We start from the raw sequence: 20,676 nt of genomic DNA, 5'->3' as shown, positions 1-20,676 counted from the left end.
AGAAGCGAGTGAAACTCAAAACTCAGGACTTAGAACTATTGACTCTTTCTCTTTTTGTCTTTAAACACTTTGTCAAACTTATCGAGTTTGGGTTTAATTACGTAGTAACAATAAGGGTTTGAATTTTTATTGAGGTTATAATAATTCTGGTGATAGTTTTCAGCTTCGCTGTAGTTTTTATATGCTTCAACGGTTGTAACAATTGGCGCACTAAAAGCGCCGCTCTTGTTTAATTCATCTTTATATTTTTCTGCTTTTGCTTTTTGCTCAGCATTGTGATAAAAAATTGCACTGCGGTATTGGGGTCCATCATCATTGCCCTGGCGGTTGAGTGTTGTTGGGTCATGTGTTTGCCAGAAGATTTCAAGTAATTCATCAAATGAAATTTTCTTTGGATCGAAAACGATCTGTGCTACTTCTGCGTGGCCCGTTGTTTTGCTACTGACTTGCTCATAAGTAGGGTTCTTCACGTGGCCGCCGCAATAACCACTGCTTACTTTTAATACACCTTCAACCTGTTGAAAAATTGCTTCCACACACCAAAAACATCCGGCACCAAATGTGGCAGTATCAGTAGAAGCACCTTCATTGCCTGTGCTTCCAGCAAAGGCAACGCTTGATAAATTATCACTCATGATTTTGTTATTAGGTTCACTTGTAACACAGGAAAAAAATTGAAACGATCCGGTTACGGTCAAAATGCTCAAAAGAAATTTGCTCCACATATCGTCTTTGATTTTTTGCAACATGCAATTTACGCTTAAAATTGTGCCAATGGATTCGATGGGAATGTAGTACAAACGACAATTTAGGTGTTTTAGAAATGCTTTAACGTTTGTTTACCGGCTTAAGGGTACTTTCTCTATCTTTCAGCACCATTGTTCAACCATTACTTGTCTTTACTGCATGGACTTTAACACAATACTTTCAATCCTGGTGATAGCCACTATGGGCACGTCGTGGACAATTGTGTATTTGCTGATCATTTATCGTTCGTTTAAAGACAGGGTATGCGGTATGCCGTTTATTGCGCTCGCCCTGAATATGAGTTGGGAATTTCTGTATTCGTTTATATTCAATTCTCCAGGGCTTGAATTGCAGACATGGGTAAACCGTGGTTGGTTTGTTTTTGACCTGGCAATTGTAACATCTTTTTTTCTGTACGGAAGAAAAAACTGGCAGGCAGAAAACAGGAAACTATTTGTCCCCTATGTTTTGTTTGTCTTTATTGCTTCGTTCGGTTTACTGTACCTGCTGCAGCTGGACTTTGAACAAAGTGCAATTACTTATTCCGCTTTTTTAATCAGCCTGGTTATGTCGAGCTTGTTTATCGTCATGTTACTACGTGAGCCGGGCATACGAGGGCAATCATTTGGCATCGCTTTTTTTAAAATGCTGGGCACACTTGCTGCAACTATAGTTTTGTTTCAACGATACAGTTATTTTCTTCAATTCACCGGTGTATTATGTTTTGTACAGGATATGGTCTACATCGTTATGATTGTTAACCGATATAAAAAACTAAACCTGCAACTGGTAAACCGGAGATTGAAAATTTAACCAGGCCAGTCGATCGTTAACAGTTGGCTGCAGCACTTGCTGCGGCACAAGTGAGTGACACAAGGAACGCCGAATAGAATTACCTTTGCCGGCAACAAAAAAGAGGTTTTTAAGTGATTAAATTTTTTCCTGATTCAGCATTGGTGCAGCTGGAGTTTGATAAAGTGAAGGCGTTGTTACATGAGCATTGCAAAACGGAGTATGCAAAAAGCAAGGCGCAGGAACTTCGTATCCACACAAGAAAAGAGTACATAAAACTGGAACTGCAGCAGAGTTACGAGTTTATGCTGTTGCTGCAGCAAGCGCAATATTTTCCTACAGATTATATCCTCAATCTTTCACGTGAATTAAAATTATTATCGATACCAGGTGCAGTGTTAACCGAAGAGCAATTAGTGCTGGTACGTAAACTGGCCGCTAACGCACAAAGCATTTTTCGTTGGTTTGATGCCGAGCGCCGTTTGGCTTATCCTGCATTAACGCAGGTGATTGAAGGAACTTACTACGAGAAAGTAATTCTTGAAATGATCAACGATGTATTGGATGATAGTGGTGTGGTGAAAGATGATGCAAGTGAAGAGTTGGGAAACATCCGTATGAGTTTGTACCGCAAGCGAAATGAATTACGTCGTGAGTTTGAAAAAGTGTTGAAGCGTTTACAGAAACAAGGTTATGTGGCTGATATTGAAGAATCGTTTTTAAGTGGCAGGCGGGTGGTGGCTTTGTTTGCAGAACAAAAACGACAGGTAAAAGGAATTTTACACGGGGAAAGTGAAACAAGAAGAACGGTGTTTGTGGAGCCCGAAGAAACCATTGAACTCAACAATGATATTTTTAGCCTGGAGAATGAAGAGAGGAGAGAAGTGTATCGCATACTTAGAGAATTAACTGAACGGCTTTCGGTTTATTCATCGTTGCTTACAACCTATCATGGTATTTTAGGTGAATACGATTTTATCAGGGCCAAAGCAAAGCTTGCTGTTGATATGCAGGCAAACTTCCCCATGCTTACCGATAAAGCATTGATCGAATTAAAAGAAGCTTATCATCCGCTGCTGTTATTGTACAATAAGAAAAATCAGAAACCAACTATTCCCACCAACATCAGGCTTGATGAGAAGAGCAGGATACTGGTGATATCCGGACCCAACGCCGGTGGTAAAACTGTTACCATGAAAACTGTTGGGTTGATGCAGTTGATGGTGCAAAGTGGTTTGCTTGTGCCGGTGCATCCTGATAGTGAGTTTGGCATATTTAAACAGGTGATGATCCATATCGGCGATACACAAAGCATCGAATATGATCTGAGCACATACAGTAGTCATTTATTGCACATGAAACATTTCATGGAAACTGCTAATGGCCGCACTTTGTTTTTTATTGATGAGTTGGGTAGTGGTAGTGATCCAAACCTTGGTGGCGCTTTTGCCGAAGTGATCTTGCAGGAGTTGGTAAAGAAACATTCATTAGGAATTGTAACGACGCATTACCTCAACCTGAAAGTAATGGCGAATCATACGCCGGGCATTGTGAATGGTGCCATGAGTTTCGATGAAAGAAGTTTGCAGCCTTTATACAAACTCATATTTGGTAAACCCGGAAGCTCCTACACATTTGCTATTGCTGAACGTATTGGCTTAAGTAAGCAACTCATTGATCGGGCCAGGGCACTGGTGGACGAAGATCATTTTCGTCTTGATAAATTATTAAATACAGCTGAAAGTGATTTACGCCAGATTGAAAAGAAAGAAAAAGAATTGCATAGGTTGCTGAAAGAAAATGAGCGGTTGAAAAAAGAAATGGAGCAGGTGCTCAATAAAGAAAAGCATCAGCAGCAGGTTGAATTGCTGAAACAGCAAAACAAGATCACCGAAGACCGCATTGCCTACCTCAAGGATATGGATCGAAAGCTCAAAGCCATTGTGCAGGAGTGGAGACGAAGTGATAATAAAGCTGAGGTGATGAAACAGATCAATGCATTACTGTTTGATCAAAAGCAAAAACAGGTAGCGGAGAAAAAAGATAAAAAGCTGAACGAAAAATTTAAGGAAGTCGGCGGGGAGATAAAGCCTGGTGTAAAAGTGAAGATGATGAAGAACCGCCAGGTGGGTATTGTAAAAGAGATCAGGGGTAAAAATGCGGTGGTGCAACTGGGTGTCATTCCAATTACTGTAAGCCTTGCTGATTTGGTGGTTGTGGTGGATAAAATGGAAGAAACAGAAACGAAATAATAATAATTTTTTTCTTCGAAACTCTTTATTGGCGGCTGTTTCAGCCGCCTTTCTTTTTTCTTTTTTGTAAGAATTTGGGAGAAAGAAACTGTACCCTTACTTTTGCGCCGGAGAGATGGCAGAGCGGTCGAATGCGGCGGTCTTGAAAACCGTTGACTGTCACAGGTCCGGGGGTTCGAATCCCTCTCTCTCCGCTCAATTACGCTGAAGCTTCGTTGAGCAGGCTCAGCAAAAATCGGTCAGGTAATACCTGGCCGTTTTTTTATTAGTATACCATTTTACAAGCAATCCCACATACATCTTACCATAAACTAAAACGGGGAACAATTTTCACTTATCAGCAAGTAAATGCACCAAAAAGTGGAGTTATTTCATCTCCTGGCAAGTGGCACAAGCCAATTTTTAAATGGCACAGTTTTTTATAAATACTTAACAGAAGTTTCCCGAGGGGGTGGTTTGGAAACAAATCTGAGATCATACTCCCATCACCTGATCTGGATAATTCCAGCGTAGGAAAAAAGAAACCTCTTAGACTCCGGTTAACACCGGAGTCTTTTTGACTCAAATTTTATTCAACAGCATAAATTAACCGGCTATGGGAAAGGAAGATATCAACATCGTATTTGCAGCATGCATGGCAATCATTATGCTTATCGTTTCTGCGATTGCTGAAAGAAGAGAAAATCAGCGATTATTAAAAGCGCAGGTACATGATGCGATCGACGAAAAGCAAGAACACATGATTGACTAATTTTTTTAAAGTTAGCTATATGAAAAAGAATCCTAGTAATGAATCTCCATCAAGGAGTAAAACACCACAAGACCCCAACATGAGGCCGGAAAACAAGGATAATCTCGATAGCAGGGAAGGTGAAGAACAACTGAGAAAAGGCGATGATGTTACGCACAACAAAAAAGAAGTGAAGAACGAAAAATCTGGTCAGAGGAGAGGGAATGATCGTGGGGGCAAATAATAACTCTGTAAACTTTGATTCATTTCGGTGATGATTGTTTACAAGTTTAAAAGAGCAAGCGAAAGCTTGCTCTTTTTTTTGATTTGTAAATAATTCATTTTTTGATTATTACGAAACGGAATAGTGTTTGTCATTTTACAAATTAAAAAATGGAAAACAACGAAATAGTTATTGCCGGAATTTGTGGCAGCCTCAGGAAGGCATCATTTAATAGGCACTTATTAAATACGGCCATCAGCATGGCTGCTGCTGAAAGTATGATTATTCGTCCTCTTGAATTTGATCAGCTTCCATTATACAACGCAGATATCGACATTCCGGAAGTGCATACCAGGCCGGCAGCTGTAGAAGAATTCAGAAATGGTATCGTCAACACTCATGGATTACTCATCGTTTCTCCTGAATATAATTATTCAATACCCGGGCCTTTAAAGAATGCTTTCGACTGGGCTTCGAGAGGAAAAGATTCTCCATTAAAGAATAAACCAGTGGCGTTGGTGGGCGCCAGCACTTCGTTTGTTGGATCGGCAAGAATGCAGGTGCATTTTCTTTCACTGTTTCTTTATATGGATATGAAACCTGTTTATCAACCTGAGGTATTAATCAGTAAAGCGCAAGACAAGTTTAATGCTAACGGGGAACTTATTGATGAAACAGCTAAACAACTTCTGCAGAAAAAACTCGCCGGTTTAAAACAGTTGATTGCGCAGGAGCGTTTGCTACAGCAATCGTATAAATAATCAACAGGAAATATGGAAAGGTGTGGAATTTGTTCCACACCATTATGACGCCTGGAGAACAAGGTCGCATTGTTCTGCAGTTTCTTTACATGCATTTGCACATTGCTGGCAATGCTCTTCGGGAACATCGGCACATATTTTCATACAAGCCAAACATATTTCTCTGCAAAGTTGAAGAGATTGGTCACCAAAGCTGCTGTTCATTACAAGCAACAATGTAGTACTGTGGCACACTTCAGCGCATTCAAGACATATCCGTATGCAGTCAGCATGTGCACTAATAGCGGCTTCCTGCAGGCATGTACCGGCACATGATGAACAATGTTTCGCACATTGAGTGAGGGTTTGAATCAATGCTTCCTGGTTCATTTTATTGTTTACTTCCAATCAAGGCAATTACTCCGCCATGTTCGAAAAGAAGCCATGGCATGATGCTTGTCGGTTCATCAAGGCTCACTAAGATTAACTCTTAAAACAACAGATTGTATGAAAAAAGAACGCTTTGATTATATAGCTATGTTCATTTGTCTTTTTTTATTATCGGCTTTTATAATCATTCACAGAGCAGGGGGAGGAATAGTAGGAACAATATCGCCCACAAATATTAAAGTTTGGGTGAGCGCAATTAAAGATGGCGACACGATTAAGGTGGAAGTAAAAGAAGGAAGTTTTTCCATCGCTGATTTGAAACCGGGAAATTACACAGTTGTAGTTGAAGCCGTGGCTCCCTACCAAAGTAAAACACTTGACAGCATAAAAGTAAAAGACGGGCTAACCACCAATGTTGGAATGATTGTTCTTGGTCAACGATGAATGATTTTAGTACAGCATTGAACAAATGAGAAAGGCAATATTTGGTATTGCCTTTTTCATTTTGCGTGACTGATCATATTTTATTATCGGCCTCTTGAACTGTTTCCTCTTCCAGAAGATGATCCACCTCTGCCTGAGGATGATCCGCCTCTGCCAGATGAAGAGCTACTTCCACCGCCATGCGAAGCTTTTCCACCTTTCCTTGCTATACGTCTTACTTCTTCCGGGTTCATTGCTGCAAATCCCCGGTGTGAAGAGTTACTTGAAGATCTTCCTGAAGAAGATCCACTTCTTCCACTGCTGTTTCGGGAAGAACGATCTCTTCCACCAGCACCGCCTCTTTCCGATGAACTGTTCCTCCGTTGATTTGCGCCACTGTTGCTGCCACTACTGCGGTTACCTCCACGGCTACTGTTACCCGGTCCTCTTCCTTTTCCGTTACTGCGTTCTCTTTCGGCACCACCCCGGTTTTCATCGTTTCTTCCGCTGCTGCCCCGCCAGGCACGTCCTCCTTTGCTGGCTATTCGACTCACTTCTTCACGATCCATTGATGCAAAACCACGTGAACGGTTGCCTGAATTTCTTCCACGATCGTTCCGATAATCATCATCACCTTCTTCATCGTCATCATATCTTGATGATGTTCTTTGGTATTCATTTTCTTCCTCGTTGTAGTCTTCGTCATCATCATATTCGTTGTCGTAGTCATTTTCATATTCATCTTCCTCACCTTCATGTCTTGAAGATGTTTGCTGGTAACCACCTTCATCATCATCGTACTTCTCTTCGTAATCATCTTCATCCTCGTAACGATCTCTTCCCTGCGATCCATAGCCTCCACGGCCGACATTTTCTCTCCTTTGTTCAGGTTCCATTGATCCAAAACCCTGACGCCCGGAGTTCCTTCTTTGTACCATAGTTGTTTTATTGAATGGTGAATAAAAAACATATCGGAGATTTTTAAAACAAAGGCCATGCCCTTGCCAGCTTTTTGCATCTGCGAATTAGTATAGCAGGAAGAAAAATTGAAGTTGAGAAGAGTGATGATTAATTACACATATGATTTTTGTTGTGGAATATATTCAACAGTGGCATTGTTTTTTACACTGTACTATCATGAATTGGAAGAATATAAAAAATGAAATCACGGTTTTCATGCAGGAGTTTTCTGAAAATAGAATTCCAAAGATGTCAGCATCGCTGGCTTACTACACGGTGTTTTCATTACCTGCGTTGTTACTGATCATTTTATGGATCAATCGACTTATTTATGATGAACGCCTGGTGGAAGGAACGTTGTTTGGTGGACTTGCGGGATTGATAGGAACAGATAACGCAAAATTTATTGAGAGTGCCATTCAAAAAGTGCAGTTAACAGAAACAAACTACATCGCAAAAACGCTGGGCATAATAACGCTGCTTCTGGGCGCAACGGGAATCTTTGGTGAAATGCAGGATTCTATAAACCAGGTATGGCATTTAAAAATTGTAAAGAAAAAAGGGCGGGGATGGATACGGCTTATACTAAACAAACTTCTTTCATTTTCCATGATTGGTGTACTCGGTTTTCTGTTATTGGTATCACTTGTATTAAATAGTATGATGGAAGTTTTTATCAACAAATTAAAAGCAGTTTTTTCCGATAGTGCAGTTTGGCTTGTATATATCGTTAACCAGCTGGCCACATTTATTGTGGTGGCCGGTTTGTTTGCCGTAATCTATAAAGTATTGCCTGATGCACGCATTCGATGGAAGGATGTGCGTGTGGGGGCCATGGTAAGTGCTTTACTGTTTGTAGTTGGAAAATTTGTGATCAGTTATATCGTAGCTACTAATAAAGTGCCCGCTTATTACGGTGCGGCAGCATCGGTGTTAGTAATACTGATATGGGTATACTATTCATCTATTATTTTATTTACAGGTGCAGTGTTTACCCGTTTGTACGTGTTGAAACATAACAGAGCTATCATACCTAGTCAATATGCTGTGGCTGTTGAAAATCACGAAATAGAAAAACCGGCAGATACCGATCAACGACTGGAACAATAAATAATATAGCTTCATTTTTTGTTGAGGAAACTGTTGCCTTATTTCCCCAGGGAACATGCATCGATCTTCATCTTATGTTCTTCCTTTATTTTATGCGCATTAATTCAGGAGTAATAATTCAAAGAAAGAATTAGCTGAATTGGTATGATTTTTTAACTATACTTTGTTGATAACGAACTTTTTTGTGAGAAATCACAGAAAGCGAAAAAGGGTTGCGCACTGAACTTTTTAAAACGGGGCTTTCTTAATTGTTTTTTTCCTTTCTTCAATTTTACACGTAAGGACAGGTGTAATTTTGTTGACCGGGGCTGAAACGAATGGATAGCAAAAGTGAGGTTGCGTTAACCCTTTTTCTTATTTAACATGCAGAATAAAAATGGTGTGTGGTGAATTGAACATTCATTTTGGTAAGACAAAAATGTTTAAGCCGCAACTCATCCATTAATAATCTCTCCGCCATTTGGATGTAGAAATTGTCCTGTAATGTAAATAGCATCTTCACTTGCAAGAAACAGGTAGCAGGGAGCTATCTCAACAGGTTCACCTGAGCGTGCCATAGGTGCATCGCTTCCATGTGTAGCCACTTTTTCTTTTTTGAATCCCGATGCAATAAGAGGTGTCCACACAGGGCCTGGCGCAACGCCATTCACTCTTATTCCTTTCTTTACAAGTCCTGCAGATAAACTTCTTGTGAAAGAAACAATAGCTCCTTTGGTAGCTGAATAATCTAGCAACGATGCACTTCCACGATATGCAGTTACTGAAGCGGAGTTTATAATGGATGCACCTTTTTTCATATGCTTTAATGCCGCCTTCGTGATCCAGAACATCGAAAAAATATTTGTTTCAAATGTTTTTCTTAACTGAATAGTGGGTAGTTTTTCAAGATCAGTTTCTTCATACTGCACAGCAGCATTGTTCACAAGTATATCTATTTGCTGAAACAGTTTAACTGTACGTGCAACAATTTTCTTACAATGTCCTTCACGACCAATGTCGCCGGGAATCAACAAGCATTCTCTGCCATATGTTTCTTTTACAATGCGTGCTGTTTCTTTTGCATCTGTATGTTCACTTAAATACGATATCGCAATATCAGCTCCCTCTTTGGCAAAAAGAATTGCTACCGCACGACCAATGCCACTATCGCCACCAGTAATAAGTGCTTTTTTACCAACCAATTTCCCTGAGCCTGGCTTTTGCGGATAATCATAAACAGGCAAAGGTTTTAATTTGTTTTCAATCCCGGGTTTGTTCTGCCGTTGCGGAGGCCTTACATTTTTTTTCTTACTTGCTTTTTGCATAGAGATCTTCGTTTAAAAGCCATTCAATGTTTCTTGTCATGCGCAGGCCGCTCTCGTTAATTAGCCGTTTGTTCGTTTAAGAATAAATGTTCGCCCGAAACAACAGGCTCTGAGAAACGATGCGCATTTTTTTTCGATTGGAGCTGTACCAGTTGGTATAATAATCCGCCAATAAATGGCAGTGAAATAAGAATAATAAACCATCCTCTTTTTTGAGGAGGTTTCAGCTTTGGTGCCGTGGCAACCATAATAATTGTGAGCAACCAATAAGCTGCCGCAAAATAACCTGCAATGATTAGTAGCTCACTGTTAAGTCCTTCTCCGGGCGTTCTAAGTATAAAACTTGCAGCAAGGAGGAGGAGAGTTGCTATTACAAAAAGAAATGGAAGTTTGTTGATGGTCATTGCTATACCTGTTTTGATTTTTTTGAAAATTCTTCAACCTGTTCAATAAACGCAGCAAGAACGGGATCGGCATAAGCGCCATATGCATTAATGAGAATTCCTTTTTTTCCATCTTTTGTTTCAACCAAATAAAGGATAGAGTTTTCTGAAGGGTCACTTGCACCTTCAAAACGGTAAAAATCATTGATTGAAATTTGTTCAGATGAATAGTAATGCTCATCATCTTTTATATGAAGCCCCGCTTCGGTTACTTCAAGATCATAAGTGTACCCATCGTTCTTTGCCTTGCTTAAACAAGTAAGTAGCGTGGGCATATTCGTTGGGCTTGGTTCCTTTTTCATGTCTCAATGTTAATAAGAGGCACAACCCATGGTTGTGCCTCGTTTGTTTGATTGTTAACTCTTCTTCTCGCTGTCACGCAATAGCTTAATTCTATCGTGCGAATCTTTAATGCTACGCATTTGTTTTTCAAGAAGCGAACGAACATCTGCAGAAAGATCATCTTCCTGCAATGCTGCGCCGTAAGCTCTTAATGCTGCATCTTCACCAAATTCGCATGAGTCTAAAGCAGATTGCCTATCGTTACTGCTGAGTGTATTTTTTACATCCATCCAGGCACGATAGAATTTGCCTCTTACTGTTGTTCCCTGATCTGCCTCGTCAAGGTAAAATTGTAATTCGCCAATGTACTGACGGCTTTGTGCTGCCATATCATTAAAAAGATTTCGAAGATCACCATCTTCCTGTTCAAGATAACTTGCAGCTTTTTCGTACCCCGCAATTCTGTCGTTGTTTATTTCAACAAGGTCAGTAAGTGCTTCTCTGTTTTGTTTCATTGTTTCTGTGTTTTCCATCTTAATTATAATTTATGAATGAATAGATGCGTATTGTGTGGAAGGGATTCTACATTTATTGCCTGTGTAAAGATGATCAGATGTTATATAAGAACTATGTTCGTTCATTAAGCCTATCGTTGTTTCCCTTCATAATGAAATTTGAAAAAACCATACCAGCTTCAAACAACTATTGGTATCTAATTTGAACTTTCATCGGTATGAACACAATAACCAAACAACAAGAACTTGATCTGTTACGGGATCGTATCAGGTTAATACCTCGTGCAATTATGTACAACCACAGCGCAAACCCAGTCCATTTGCCAAATGATGTGGTGCATGTAGAAGGACTTGACAAAGAGGGTTGTCTTTGGATAACGGTAAGTTATCCGAAATACAATCACGTATTTATTGAGCCGCATTTTCCATTGAAGCTTTGTTTCTATGATAAGAGTGTGGATTTTTTTATAGAAGCTGATGGTATGGGCTATTTCAATGGTTTGCTAACCGAACGCCACGATATGCTGTTGGTGAAAGTAGTTCCCGCTTCTATAAGGGTTACAGAGTTTGAGCGGGCCAGTGTTGTTAAGCCATCGTTACGAGCCTATTTCGAGTTTATACTTGAAAAAATGCGGCAGTTGATTGCACCAAAAAGAGAAACGGTGTGGGTGTTGGAATAAGCTTTTGTGCATGAAATAATTAATTAATTGCTGTTACTTGTAATCAAGTGGGCTGTAATTATTCTTTTTAAATACCAATATTTATTAAATGGGCTAATCTTTACACTCTTTCTTAAACCAGTTTCTGTACTCTTATCAGCCGCTTCATTTCAAAACATTTTTTGTGAATGCGGAAAGGTTTCCTTTTCATTAAATCCTAAATTAATCGGCCCTGTCTGGTTTTTTTAGTGTAACTTGTTTGTATTGACCAAAATCCTCCCTAATTTTATTGTCCTCATATCCCGTTGGTCATACATTACACCTTGGTATTAGCCGCTTCTGTGTAATAGTTGTAAAGAAAAATTAGTCAAGTTTCCGCCTTATCATCAAACATGCAATTGATTTGCAAATGAATAACCTGTTCCTGTTCTGAAAGCTTTCGAGATACAGATCCGGTACGTAAAAATTGAGCAGGAAATGGAAAATGTCAGTAATAGTGAACATCCAGATGAAAATGTTTTGGAGAAGAACGTTAACATCGAAAATATTACCCTGAGCCGTATTGCCGCCATGATTGTACATGATATAAAAAATCCACTTAATAACATCCTGCTGAGTTGTTCAGCAATGGATGAAATGCAACTGCACGATGAGCACAAGAATTGCGTGGAATTGATCAGGCGAAATTCAAATCGAATAAATTTACTGTTGAATGATCTGTCGATGGCTACCACCGACTTAAGAATGAACATGCAACTTGTGAATATTCACACACTTCTTACACAAGTGCTTCGGTCGGTAAAAGGGGCCGTTCCTTTTAATGAAGTGGTGGTGAATTATAGCTACGAGCTGAATATTCCACCCCAGGTCATTGATAAAGATTTAATGGAAAAAGCATTGTTCAATATCCTCACCAATGCCTTTGAGGCGGTTGATGAGAAAAAAGGAACAGTGGAAATTACCAGCAAAACAACAGATGGAGTAGATTGCATAATAGAAATAAAAGATAATGGCAAGGGAATTGCAAAAGAGCATGAGGCTGAGATATTTGCACCTTGTTTTTCGATGAAACCTGGCCATCGTGGGTTAGGATTGTCCATAGCAAACAATATTTTAAAACAACATAATGGTAACTTGTCGTTAGGAAAAAGTACAAGAGAAGGAACGCTTTTTGTTATCCGATTGAGCAACACCACAACCGGCGGCTAAACACTGCTGAACTTAACCCTTATATACCTTTAAAAAAGAACAAACGCATGAATGGCAAAATTCTGATCATAGATGATGATATGGATCTATGTTTTTTATTGATTCGGTTTTTGAAGAAAAACGGATTTGAAGCCGAAGCTGCCTATTCGGGCCAAAAAGGCATAGCCGCCTATGAGGCAGGCCAATTCGATGCAGTTATCTGCGATTATCGCCTCGGCGATATGGATGGTATCCGCCTTGTAACAGAACTCAAGAAAAAAGATCCACAAGCCGCCATTATTGTTATTACAGCTTATTCAATGATCAAAACGGCTGTTGAGATCATTAAAATGGGAGCTTACGATTACCTGGTGAAGCCCCTTATTCCCGACGAAGTATTAAAAGTGCTCAATAAACTTTTGCTTGCAAAAAGTCAACCTGCAGGCCAGAGTTTTACTTCTGAATATGCAATGCCGGCTCAGAAACAAGTATCTCCTGAAAATGCTGCCGGCAAAAATTATCGCCTGCAATATTATGTAGGCAATTCTCCATCTGTGGTAGAACTTTATAAACAGGTTGATATTGTTGCCGCCACTAATTACAGCGTATTACTTTATGGTGAAAGCGGAACAGGTAAAGAAGTGATTGCACGCACTATACACGAACAAAGCCAGCGTGCAAATAAACCTTTTATTGCATTAGACTGCGGTACATTATCGAAAGAACTGGCAGGCAGCGAATTGTTTGGCCACACCAAAGGATCGTTTACCGGTGCGTTGGCTGATAAAGAGGGACATTTTGAAATGGCCAACGGCGGCACTCTATTTCTGGATGAAATTGGTAACCTTTCGCTTGAAGTACAGGCGTCATTATTACGTGTTTTGCAGGAACGAAAATTCAAACGTATTGGCGGAACCAAAGAAAGTCCTGTTGATGTAAGAATTATCGTGGCATCAAATGAAAATTTAAAAGAAGCATATAAGAACGGAAAGTTCAGGGAAGATCTTTATTACCGGTTCAACGAATTTCCCATTCATTTGCCACCGTTAAGAGAGAGGAAAGAAGATATTCTGCCCTTAGCTGAGTACTTCCTCGAGATGGCTGCAAATGAAACAGGAAAGCATGTAAAAGGATTTTCCGATGAAGTGAAACAAATCTTTGTTGAATATGGCTGGCCTGGTAATTTAAGAGAATGCAGAAACGCAATTAGGCGTGCAGTATTATTAACACCCGAAGACCAGATGGTTAAACCTAATTCGTTGCCACCTGAGATCAGTGGAGGTCAATTCGAAAAAGAAACTGCTCCATCTGACGAGTATTTTTTAGTGCCGAAGAAAGAGTTTGTAACAACCGACGATCAACTAAAATCTGCAGTTAATAAAGCAGAGTTTGAAACCATACTCACTGTTTTACAACAAGTGAATTTCAACAAAAAGAAAGCGGCTGAAATATTAAAGATTGATCGAAAGACACTGTACAATAAACTAAAGATGTTGCACAACGCACAATCATAAAAAAGCAAAGTGGGAATTTATTTCCCACTTTGTTTTTATATAGGGGTAAACATTTTACGTGTTAATTTTTTTACGCACTTATCTACACATATATCTTATAGGCATACTGTTTGGTGTTTTTTAAAAGCAATTGATTGTTCATCTAAAAAAAACACAGTATGGCAAACAGAAATCATTCACGCAGTGGGTTCGGGTCTTCTTCAGATAGGGACGACCGGAACATGAATTACTCAAACCGTCAAAGTGGTTACGGACAAAGAGACGATAACTATGATGATGATTTTGAAAGTACGCATGACGCATACGATGATGATGACAGTGAAGATCGTTATCAAAACACCAGCAATTACAGCAACAGTGGCCGTCATGAAGATCGTGGACGTTATGAAGACAGTGGCCGTTATCAGGGAGCAAGCTATGATGACTTTGATGATGAAAACGATGATGAAGATGTAGAAGAACGTGGATTTGGTGGCAATCGCAACCGTGAATTTGACGGTGGCGATTACCGTAACACAAACCGTGGTGGCAACGAAAGTGGTTACTATGGTTCAACAGGTAGCAGCAGCAACAGGCGCACTGGTTTTGGCGGACGTTCCGATTCTAATTGGGGCGGCATGTCTGGTTCAGGATCAGGAAGGGGCTCGTCTTCTTATGGCAATTCCGATTCAAATGATTGGGATCAGCAAAGCAGAAGAGGCAGCAGCTCAGGCTCTGGCAACTGGGGCGGTCAACAAGGAAGAAGTGGTATGTCTGGTTCAGGCAATTGGGGACAACAGCAAGGCAGAAGCGGAAGTGGTTACAACGAGCGGAGCAATATGTCATCCGGCCGTGGGGGCTCCATGTCTGGCCGCAGTGGTTCTCAGTCTAATCGTGGTTCACAACAATCTGGTGGTCGCAGTTCGCAATCTGGTAACTACGGCAATAGCAGCAGCTATGGTAATTCCGATCAAGGTTCACGCCGCAGCAGCAACAGCGATAGAAATTCTGGACGTAGCGGCAGCAACTCCGGAAGACGTAACGAACGCAACTGGTGATATCAATCATCCATCTTTTCAAGTTTAAACTCATGTGCAAATGAGAACAAAAACAAATTCAAAAACGACAAAAAGCACGATGACAAACAGTAGTAATGGCCATACTGCTGCAAAATCTTCTAATGCAGAAAACGAAAACAATACTCCTTTCCTGGAAAAGTTTTTTACTGACCAATTAAAGGATATCTATTATGCTGAACAGCAGCTGTTGAAAGCATTAGATGAAATGCAACAGGCAACAACTACTGAAGAATTGGAAGATGCATTTGAACACCACAAGAAGCAAACTGAGCGTCACGTTAAACGACTTGAAAAAGTGTTTAAACTAATAGGCGCCGAAGCTTCAGGAAAAAAATGCGAAGCAATGGATGGCTTACTAAAAGAAGCGAAAGCAATAATTTCAGAAACGAAGGAAGGATCAGCTACCAGAGATGCGGCATTAATTATTGCAGCGCAAAAAGTAGAACACTATGAAATAGCTACCTATGGCAGTCTTGTACAGTTAGCTCTTACAATGGATCTTGATCGTGCAGCGGAGATCCTGGAGAAAACTTTACAGGAAGAAGAAGAGACAGACAGAGAGTTAACGTCAATTGCCGAAAGCTATATTAATGTAAAAGCAGAACAGGAAACACCATACTCCTGGCAAAAAAAGGAAATGGCCGAACAAGAATATTAAAACGTTTTATACCGTTTATCCGGTCATTTATTTCCATACTCAAGTATTATAGCGTAAAAAACCTGGTATTTCTATACTGGGTTTTTTTTATAATAATGACTGTGAAAAATATCGTTCAAAAAAAAGCATGACCCAAATGGTCATGCTGTAATAATTGGATAATTGAAAAATTAAAAGTGCATTTTTTTGATCGCTTGTGCCGAATCAAGATGCATGCGTAATTTGCTCAACGTATTATTAGCAAACGCTTTTATATCTGCATCGCCTGCATCTTTTGCAGCATCTTCATAAGCCTTGATTCCGTTTTTATGACGATCGATCATTTCGTTAATAAATTCTTTGTCAAAATTTTTCCCGGTTTTTTCGGCAAGATCATTCACATCTTTCTGATCATCGGCTGCAATAGCGGCGGGCAATACAATGTTTTTTGATGTTGCTATCGATTTTATTTCCTGTTGCAGCGCTTCATGATCTTTTGCAAGCATGGAAGCGAAATTCTTTATATGCTGTATGCTTCCCACCTGGCCTGCGTTGCGGAGCATGGCTAATTCTGTCATTGTAGAATTAGCAGCTCTTACAAGAAACTCCGAACTTTTTTCATCTACGAGGATGGTTGTATCGTTGCGCACAATATCCTGGCGACTTTCATTTGCTGAATCGGCTTGTTCAACGGTGTCGTCGGCTTTGTTGTCTGCGTCATTACATGCTACCAGAATAGCAAAACTTAAAAATAATAGGCTGGTTTTCTTTTTCATGTCAGTTGATTTAATAATGAATTATTTGTTCAACTGAACGAAGGGAATTTCATGCCATATAAAACCTTCAGTCCAAAATTTTCGGGCAATTTATAGATCGGTGTGGCATCATTTTTTCTACTGTAAAGCTGGAGTTTCATCGAATTATTGCCGGTCAGAAACGGTTTTCAGACTTGATTTGACAGGCGTAATTCATATCAGTGCGTGTAACAAGGCATAGATATTTGATTTCTCTGAAGTTCCGGGGGCTAACCGGAACTTCTTTCTCTTAAATGAATAGAATGCAAGTTCAATGATAGCATGAAAGGGGAAATGGTTCTACATCAATTCATATTCATTTAAGCGCCTGTTTACACAGCCAGCGGATTGTTTTAAAATAGTTTGGGTCATGTGCACACAGTTATTATACAGGTTAACAAAACTGCTTATACATCTTCTTTCGGCATTGTCACAACATCACAAGGAACAATTTGGTAAGATCGGATCTGTAGCAAAGTTTTACTTAGCAACGCCATGCATTTTGTTATTCCAAACCGAAGTTTAGGATTGCTTATCAATTAAAGAGTAGCCTTAGTAGCTAAAAAACGATCAACATATATGAAAGTACTTACCAAAGAAGAGATGCTGGTTTATGACCTTGTAAAGATTCAGCAGGAGCGCATGTCGGCATGTTGTTACCTGCAAAAATGGTTAACGGATCATGTGCTGGTAGATCTTGTTGCAAGGTTAGAAGAACAGGCAAAACAATTCCAGATGGAATTGAGAAGTTGCCTTCATACTGCAAGACCTGATCCTGCAGGGCAAGCAGAATACAAAGGTGAGCTTTATCAACAATGGGAAGGCATACATAAAATAAAACCAGGATGTTCTGAATACGATCTTATTATTTCATGCGAAGAAAATGAACGCTCTACCACATTGTTGTACGAAGCTATACTGAAAGAAAAAGAAGAACTTACAAGAGATATCTGTCGGATAATTTCTACACAATTAGAAAAAATGGGGAAATCACTTGCAGTAGTAATGGAAACAAAACTTTATGCAGGTGCCGTAAATCAAAAAAACAGTGAATTGTGCATACGAGGTTAGTGAGTTTTTAAAATGGCATGGTTTTGCAGACAGTTGTATTGTCAGAAAAATTAATCATGAACAATTAAATTAAAGGTTATGTTACGGTGGACAGTTATTTTTTTAATTATTGCAATAGTAGCAGCTGTATTTGGTTTTACAGGTATAGCAGCCGGTGCAGCATCAGCAGCAAAGATTATATTTTACATCTTTCTCGTAATCTTTCTTATTTCTCTTCTTTTCGGCAGACCGAGTAAAGGCAAAATATAATCCATTCTTAATCTTAAAAATATTTACGGTATGACAACAGGATCAAAGATCATCATCAGCGTTGCCGGTGCAGTTGCAGCAGGTTTAGTTATCAATTACCTTCTGCACACCGAAAAAGGTTCTGAAGTTAGCCAGCAGTTGAAAAAAGCTGCAGGCGATCTTCTGGACAAAGGAAAAGAAATGCTGAGTAAAGCAAAAGAAGACGCAGAAACACAGTTGAAAGAAGCAACTATTTAGCAAACGATTTTTTAACGAGTGATTCCATAAAACTATGTTTGAACAAACAGCTGAACTATTGGAAGACCTGGGAGGATATGTGAAAACAGCTTATAAGCTGGGCACAATAAAAGTAACCAGGAAAACGGTTGATATACTTACTTCCGTAACAATGGTTTTGTTGATGTCGATTACCGCTCTGGTTGGATTAATATTTCTTAGCGTGGCAGGAGCTATATGGCTTGGCGATTACTTACAAAGCGGATGGCAGGGTTTCTTATGGGTCGGCTGTTTTTATGTTGTGCTTTTGTTGTTTCTCATCATTGGACGTAAAAGTCTCTTTGCACCATTTTTCAAAAACACGCTAACCAGGCAACTGTATGAAAAACAGAATGAGAGCGTATGATCGCTTGTTACTGGAAGAGTCAACATTGCAGCAACAATTAAAACTCAACCGTCAAAAAATAGGTGATCATGTACAATCGCTTAAGGCAAAGGCTCAGCCTGCTGCTATTGGTATGGGAATTGCAAAATCAATTTTAACCCGTAACGGCAGGCAACCAATTGCCCAGGGAGGGCTCGATTTAATGATTGACCTGGTAACGAAGAGATTTCTTTTTCGTAAATCAGGTTGGATCGCTAAAATGATTCTTCCGCCGCTCTTGAAAAACATCAGCTCCCATGCTTTATCATGGAAAGTATTTAATGAAAAATAAACATCTATAAGGCCGTTGCTAACCTACACCTACACCTATCAATCAGGAATTATTAAAAAAACAGCATGGTGAGTTTTTCAGAGAAGGTGACCCGGACCTTGATCTTGCTTCTCATTTTATTTTTAGTGGTTCTTTCGGTGTGGCAGCTTCAACTATTTATGCCGGGTTTGTTGGGAGCTGTCACACTTTATATTTTAAGCAGGCGCAAATTTTTTCATCTCATTTACGATCTCAAGTGGAAGAAAGGTTTTTCTGCCATGCTGTTTGTTATTGCTTACCTGGTACTGTTGGGCATTCCCGTTGTAATGATGGTGAAACTTGTTAGTCCTAAACTGCAGGATATTATTGCCAATCCTAACCAGATCATTCAAACAGTAGAAGCCGTTAACAGGCAAATAAAAGCGAGTGTTGGATTTAATGTACTCCACGGTGTTTCTCTTGCAAACTATTCCGATAAGTTGGTAACAGCATTGCCTACGTTGTTAAACAGCACCGCTATGCTTGTTTCAAATCTTGCATTGATGTTATTCTTGCTGTATTATCTTCTTTACAACGGTAGCGAAATGGAACGTGGACTGTTTCGCTTTATTCCTCTTAACGATGAGAATACCAGTCTGCTTGCGGCCGAAACCAAAAAACTGGTTACTGCAAATGCGTTGGGTATTCCCATTATCTCTGCTATTCAAGGTGCGACTGCAGCACTTGGTTATTATTTATTTGGTGTTGAAGAATGGGCACTGTTTGGATTTATGACGGGAGTGTTTGCCTTCTTTCCCATTGTGGGAACACTGGTGGTATGGGTGCCACTTGTATTATTTCTTTATTCAACCGGGCATAACAGCCAGGCAACATGGTTGTTGATCTATAGTGCCGTTGTTACTGGAAACGTCGATTATCTTGCACGAATAACTCTTATGCGCCGCATGGGTGATACACATCCCGTTGTAACAGTGCTGGGTATAATTGTGGGGCTGGGCCTTTTTGGATTTATTGGATTTATCTTCGGTCCATTACTGATCAGTTATATTATTATTCTTATTAAAATTTATAAAAGCGAATTTGTGACAGCTACAAAAAAATAAAATGCACTTTCATATAAAATCAAGTTGATCCCAGTATTCCTTCCTTAAAATAAAACTGTGGGTAAACAAAAAGCCTGTTGCAAAACAGGCTTTTGATATATAGACCCGGATACCCTGAAATTTAAACTTGCGTCCAAGCAAAATACTGAACACCCGGTGCTTATTTTATTTACAAGAGAAGACGTTTGATGAAAGCAAAATACTTTACAGAAGAAAACAAAGTGTATGCCATGGGTATCAACTGTGAAAAAATATTTTGCACTTTGTTGTCACCCATTTACAGCGCTATTGAGACAATCAATACTCAATGTCGCTCGCTTCAACCACGGCCGCATTACAATTTTGTCACTTAGTTTTCTTCGGCACTTTCGCTCCGGCTTTTTTCGCTTTCGATAAACCAATAGCGATAGCTTGTTTTTTGCTCGTTACTTTTTTGCCGCTTCCCGTTTTCAATACACCTTCTTTTTTTTCATGCATTGCTTTCTCTACTTCAGTCTGGGCCTTTTTTGAATATTTCGCCATAATGTTTTCTTGTAATCGGGCAAGGAGAGTGCCATTATAATGTGGTTCTGGCATTATTT

At 39.6% G+C, this 20,676-nt stretch carries 27 protein-coding genes and 1 tRNA gene; 19 read left to right on the top strand and 9 right to left on the bottom strand.

Features of this window, described 5'->3' with window-relative positions:
- Positions 1-35: 35 nt before the first annotated feature.
- Positions 36-635 carry a peptide-methionine (S)-S-oxide reductase MsrA gene (gene msrA / locus ACO1QW_RS11540; protein ID WP_486258642.1) on the bottom strand — a complete coding sequence of 200 codons (600 nt, stop codon included), beginning with the start codon at positions 633-635 and terminating at the stop codon, positions 36-38.
- A gap of 271 nt (positions 636-906) precedes the next feature.
- On the opposite strand from msrA, the gene ACO1QW_RS11535 reads away from it, so the two are divergent.
- The 6 genes from ACO1QW_RS11535 (at position 907) to ACO1QW_RS11510 (ending at position 5,505) form a co-directional block, all read left to right on the top strand.
- Entirely contained in the window at positions 907-1,560 is a 654-nt protein-coding gene (locus ACO1QW_RS11535) for a transmembrane-type terpene cyclase (RefSeq protein WP_486258640.1), read from the top strand.
- A 116-nt stretch (positions 1,561-1,676) separates the two neighbouring features.
- Complete coding sequence (locus ACO1QW_RS11530) at positions 1,677-3,791, top strand: endonuclease MutS2 (RefSeq protein WP_486258924.1); 2,115 nt, start codon at positions 1,677-1,679, stop codon at positions 3,789-3,791.
- A gap of 109 nt (positions 3,792-3,900) precedes the next feature.
- Positions 3,901-3,985 (top strand) — tRNA-Ser (locus tag ACO1QW_RS11525).
- Between the two features lie 401 nt (positions 3,986-4,386).
- Positions 4,387-4,542: a hypothetical protein gene (locus ACO1QW_RS11520; protein ID WP_486258638.1), complete on the top strand. Its 156-nt coding sequence runs from the start codon at positions 4,387-4,389 to the stop codon at positions 4,540-4,542.
- A gap of 19 nt (positions 4,543-4,561) precedes the next feature.
- Positions 4,562-4,765 carry a hypothetical protein gene (locus ACO1QW_RS11515; RefSeq protein WP_486258636.1) on the top strand — a complete coding sequence of 68 codons (204 nt, stop codon included), beginning with the start codon at positions 4,562-4,564 and terminating at the stop codon, positions 4,763-4,765.
- 149 nt (positions 4,766-4,914) lie between these two features.
- On the top strand, positions 4,915-5,505 hold the full coding sequence (locus ACO1QW_RS11510) for an NADPH-dependent FMN reductase (RefSeq protein ID WP_486258634.1): 591 nt from the start codon (positions 4,915-4,917) through the stop codon (positions 5,503-5,505).
- Between the two features lie 42 nt (positions 5,506-5,547).
- Here the strand turns inward: ACO1QW_RS11510 and ACO1QW_RS11505 are convergent, their stop codons facing one another.
- Positions 5,548-5,874, bottom strand: coding sequence for a four-helix bundle copper-binding protein (locus ACO1QW_RS11505; RefSeq protein ID WP_486258632.1), 327 nt, complete (start codon positions 5,872-5,874; stop codon positions 5,548-5,550).
- Between the two features lie 117 nt (positions 5,875-5,991).
- On the opposite strand from ACO1QW_RS11505, the gene ACO1QW_RS11500 reads away from it, so the two are divergent.
- Positions 5,992-6,318: a carboxypeptidase-like regulatory domain-containing protein gene (locus tag ACO1QW_RS11500; RefSeq protein ID WP_486258631.1), complete on the top strand. Its 327-nt coding sequence runs from the start codon at positions 5,992-5,994 to the stop codon at positions 6,316-6,318.
- 83 nt (positions 6,319-6,401) lie between these two features.
- On the opposite strand, the gene ACO1QW_RS11495 is transcribed toward ACO1QW_RS11500, so the two are convergent.
- Complete coding sequence (locus ACO1QW_RS11495; RefSeq protein ID WP_486258629.1) at positions 6,402-7,235, bottom strand: KGG domain-containing protein; 834 nt, start codon at positions 7,233-7,235, stop codon at positions 6,402-6,404.
- A gap of 142 nt (positions 7,236-7,377) precedes the next feature.
- On the opposite strand from ACO1QW_RS11495, the gene ACO1QW_RS11490 reads away from it, so the two are divergent.
- On the top strand, positions 7,378-8,367 hold the full coding sequence (locus tag ACO1QW_RS11490; protein WP_486258627.1) for a YihY/virulence factor BrkB family protein: 990 nt from the start codon (positions 7,378-7,380) through the stop codon (positions 8,365-8,367).
- Between the two features lie 434 nt (positions 8,368-8,801).
- Here ACO1QW_RS11490 and ACO1QW_RS11485 read toward each other — a convergent pair whose 3' ends face one another.
- The 4 genes from ACO1QW_RS11485 to ACO1QW_RS11470 are packed head-to-tail and all read right to left on the bottom strand — an operon-like array spanning position 8,802 to position 10,911.
- The gene (locus ACO1QW_RS11485; protein ID WP_486258625.1) at positions 8,802-9,671 is read right to left on the bottom strand and encodes an SDR family oxidoreductase; all 870 of its coding nucleotides are present in this window, start codon (positions 9,669-9,671) and stop codon (positions 8,802-8,804) included.
- A gap of 56 nt (positions 9,672-9,727) precedes the next feature.
- On the bottom strand, positions 9,728-10,075 hold the full coding sequence (locus ACO1QW_RS11480) for a hypothetical protein (protein ID WP_486258624.1): 348 nt from the start codon (positions 10,073-10,075) through the stop codon (positions 9,728-9,730).
- 2 nt (positions 10,076-10,077) lie between these two features.
- A complete protein-coding gene (locus ACO1QW_RS11475) occupies positions 10,078-10,416 on the bottom strand; it encodes a hypothetical protein (RefSeq protein WP_486258623.1) in 339 nt (112 codons plus the stop codon).
- Positions 10,417-10,470: 54 nt separating this feature from the next.
- Complete coding sequence (locus ACO1QW_RS11470) at positions 10,471-10,911, bottom strand: PA2169 family four-helix-bundle protein (protein ID WP_486258621.1); 441 nt, start codon at positions 10,909-10,911, stop codon at positions 10,471-10,473.
- 218 nt (positions 10,912-11,129) lie between these two features.
- Here ACO1QW_RS11470 and ACO1QW_RS11465 point away from each other — a divergent pair, with 218 nt between their 5' ends.
- The 5 genes from ACO1QW_RS11465 to ACO1QW_RS11445 all read left to right on the top strand — a co-directional run bounded on the left by ACO1QW_RS11465 (position 11,130) and on the right by ACO1QW_RS11445 (position 15,988).
- The gene (locus tag ACO1QW_RS11465; RefSeq protein ID WP_486258619.1) at positions 11,130-11,591 is read left to right on the top strand and encodes a hypothetical protein; all 462 of its coding nucleotides are present in this window, start codon (positions 11,130-11,132) and stop codon (positions 11,589-11,591) included.
- Positions 11,592-12,047: 456 nt separating this feature from the next.
- Positions 12,048-12,779 carry an ATP-binding protein gene (locus tag ACO1QW_RS11460; RefSeq protein ID WP_486258617.1) on the top strand — a complete coding sequence of 244 codons (732 nt, stop codon included), beginning with the start codon at positions 12,048-12,050 and terminating at the stop codon, positions 12,777-12,779.
- Positions 12,780-12,826: 47 nt separating this feature from the next.
- The gene (locus tag ACO1QW_RS11455; RefSeq protein WP_486258615.1) at positions 12,827-14,272 is read left to right on the top strand and encodes a sigma-54-dependent transcriptional regulator; all 1,446 of its coding nucleotides are present in this window, start codon (positions 12,827-12,829) and stop codon (positions 14,270-14,272) included.
- Between the two features lie 158 nt (positions 14,273-14,430).
- Positions 14,431-15,309 carry a hypothetical protein gene (locus ACO1QW_RS11450; RefSeq protein ID WP_486258614.1) on the top strand — a complete coding sequence of 293 codons (879 nt, stop codon included), beginning with the start codon at positions 14,431-14,433 and terminating at the stop codon, positions 15,307-15,309.
- 40 nt (positions 15,310-15,349) lie between these two features.
- Entirely contained in the window at positions 15,350-15,988 is a 639-nt protein-coding gene (locus ACO1QW_RS11445) for a YciE/YciF ferroxidase family protein (protein ID WP_486258612.1), read from the top strand.
- Between the two features lie 170 nt (positions 15,989-16,158).
- Here ACO1QW_RS11445 and ACO1QW_RS11440 read toward each other — a convergent pair whose 3' ends face one another.
- Complete coding sequence (locus tag ACO1QW_RS11440) at positions 16,159-16,743, bottom strand: DUF4142 domain-containing protein (RefSeq protein ID WP_486258611.1); 585 nt, start codon at positions 16,741-16,743, stop codon at positions 16,159-16,161.
- A gap of 597 nt (positions 16,744-17,340) precedes the next feature.
- Between ACO1QW_RS11440 and ACO1QW_RS11435 the strand changes: the two genes are divergently transcribed.
- From ACO1QW_RS11435 to ACO1QW_RS11410, 6 genes are all read left to right on the top strand, one after another.
- Positions 17,341-17,832, top strand: a complete 492-nt coding sequence (locus ACO1QW_RS11435) for a hypothetical protein (RefSeq protein WP_486258610.1) — start codon at positions 17,341-17,343, stop codon at positions 17,830-17,832.
- Between the two features lie 78 nt (positions 17,833-17,910).
- Positions 17,911-18,081, top strand: coding sequence for a DUF1328 domain-containing protein (locus ACO1QW_RS11430; RefSeq protein ID WP_486258608.1), 171 nt, complete (start codon positions 17,911-17,913; stop codon positions 18,079-18,081).
- A 30-nt stretch (positions 18,082-18,111) separates the two neighbouring features.
- Positions 18,112-18,318, top strand: coding sequence for a YtxH domain-containing protein (locus tag ACO1QW_RS11425; protein WP_486258606.1), 207 nt, complete (start codon positions 18,112-18,114; stop codon positions 18,316-18,318).
- Between the two features lie 34 nt (positions 18,319-18,352).
- Positions 18,353-18,703: a phage holin family protein gene (locus tag ACO1QW_RS11420; protein WP_486258605.1), complete on the top strand. Its 351-nt coding sequence runs from the start codon at positions 18,353-18,355 to the stop codon at positions 18,701-18,703.
- A complete protein-coding gene (locus ACO1QW_RS11415; protein WP_486258603.1) occupies positions 18,678-19,013 on the top strand; it encodes a hypothetical protein in 336 nt (111 codons plus the stop codon). The genes ACO1QW_RS11420 and ACO1QW_RS11415 overlap by 26 nt, the downstream gene beginning before the upstream one ends.
- A gap of 65 nt (positions 19,014-19,078) precedes the next feature.
- Complete coding sequence (locus ACO1QW_RS11410) at positions 19,079-20,095, top strand: AI-2E family transporter (protein WP_486258602.1); 1,017 nt, start codon at positions 19,079-19,081, stop codon at positions 20,093-20,095.
- Between the two features lie 345 nt (positions 20,096-20,440).
- On the opposite strand, the gene ACO1QW_RS11405 is transcribed toward ACO1QW_RS11410, so the two are convergent.
- Entirely contained in the window at positions 20,441-20,671 is a 231-nt protein-coding gene (locus ACO1QW_RS11405) for a DUF6496 domain-containing protein (RefSeq protein WP_486258600.1), read from the bottom strand.
- Positions 20,672-20,676 lie beyond the last annotated feature (5 nt).

The organism is Lacibacter sp., assembly GCF_057361365.1.
This window is presented reverse-complemented; position numbering and strand designations above follow the sequence as displayed.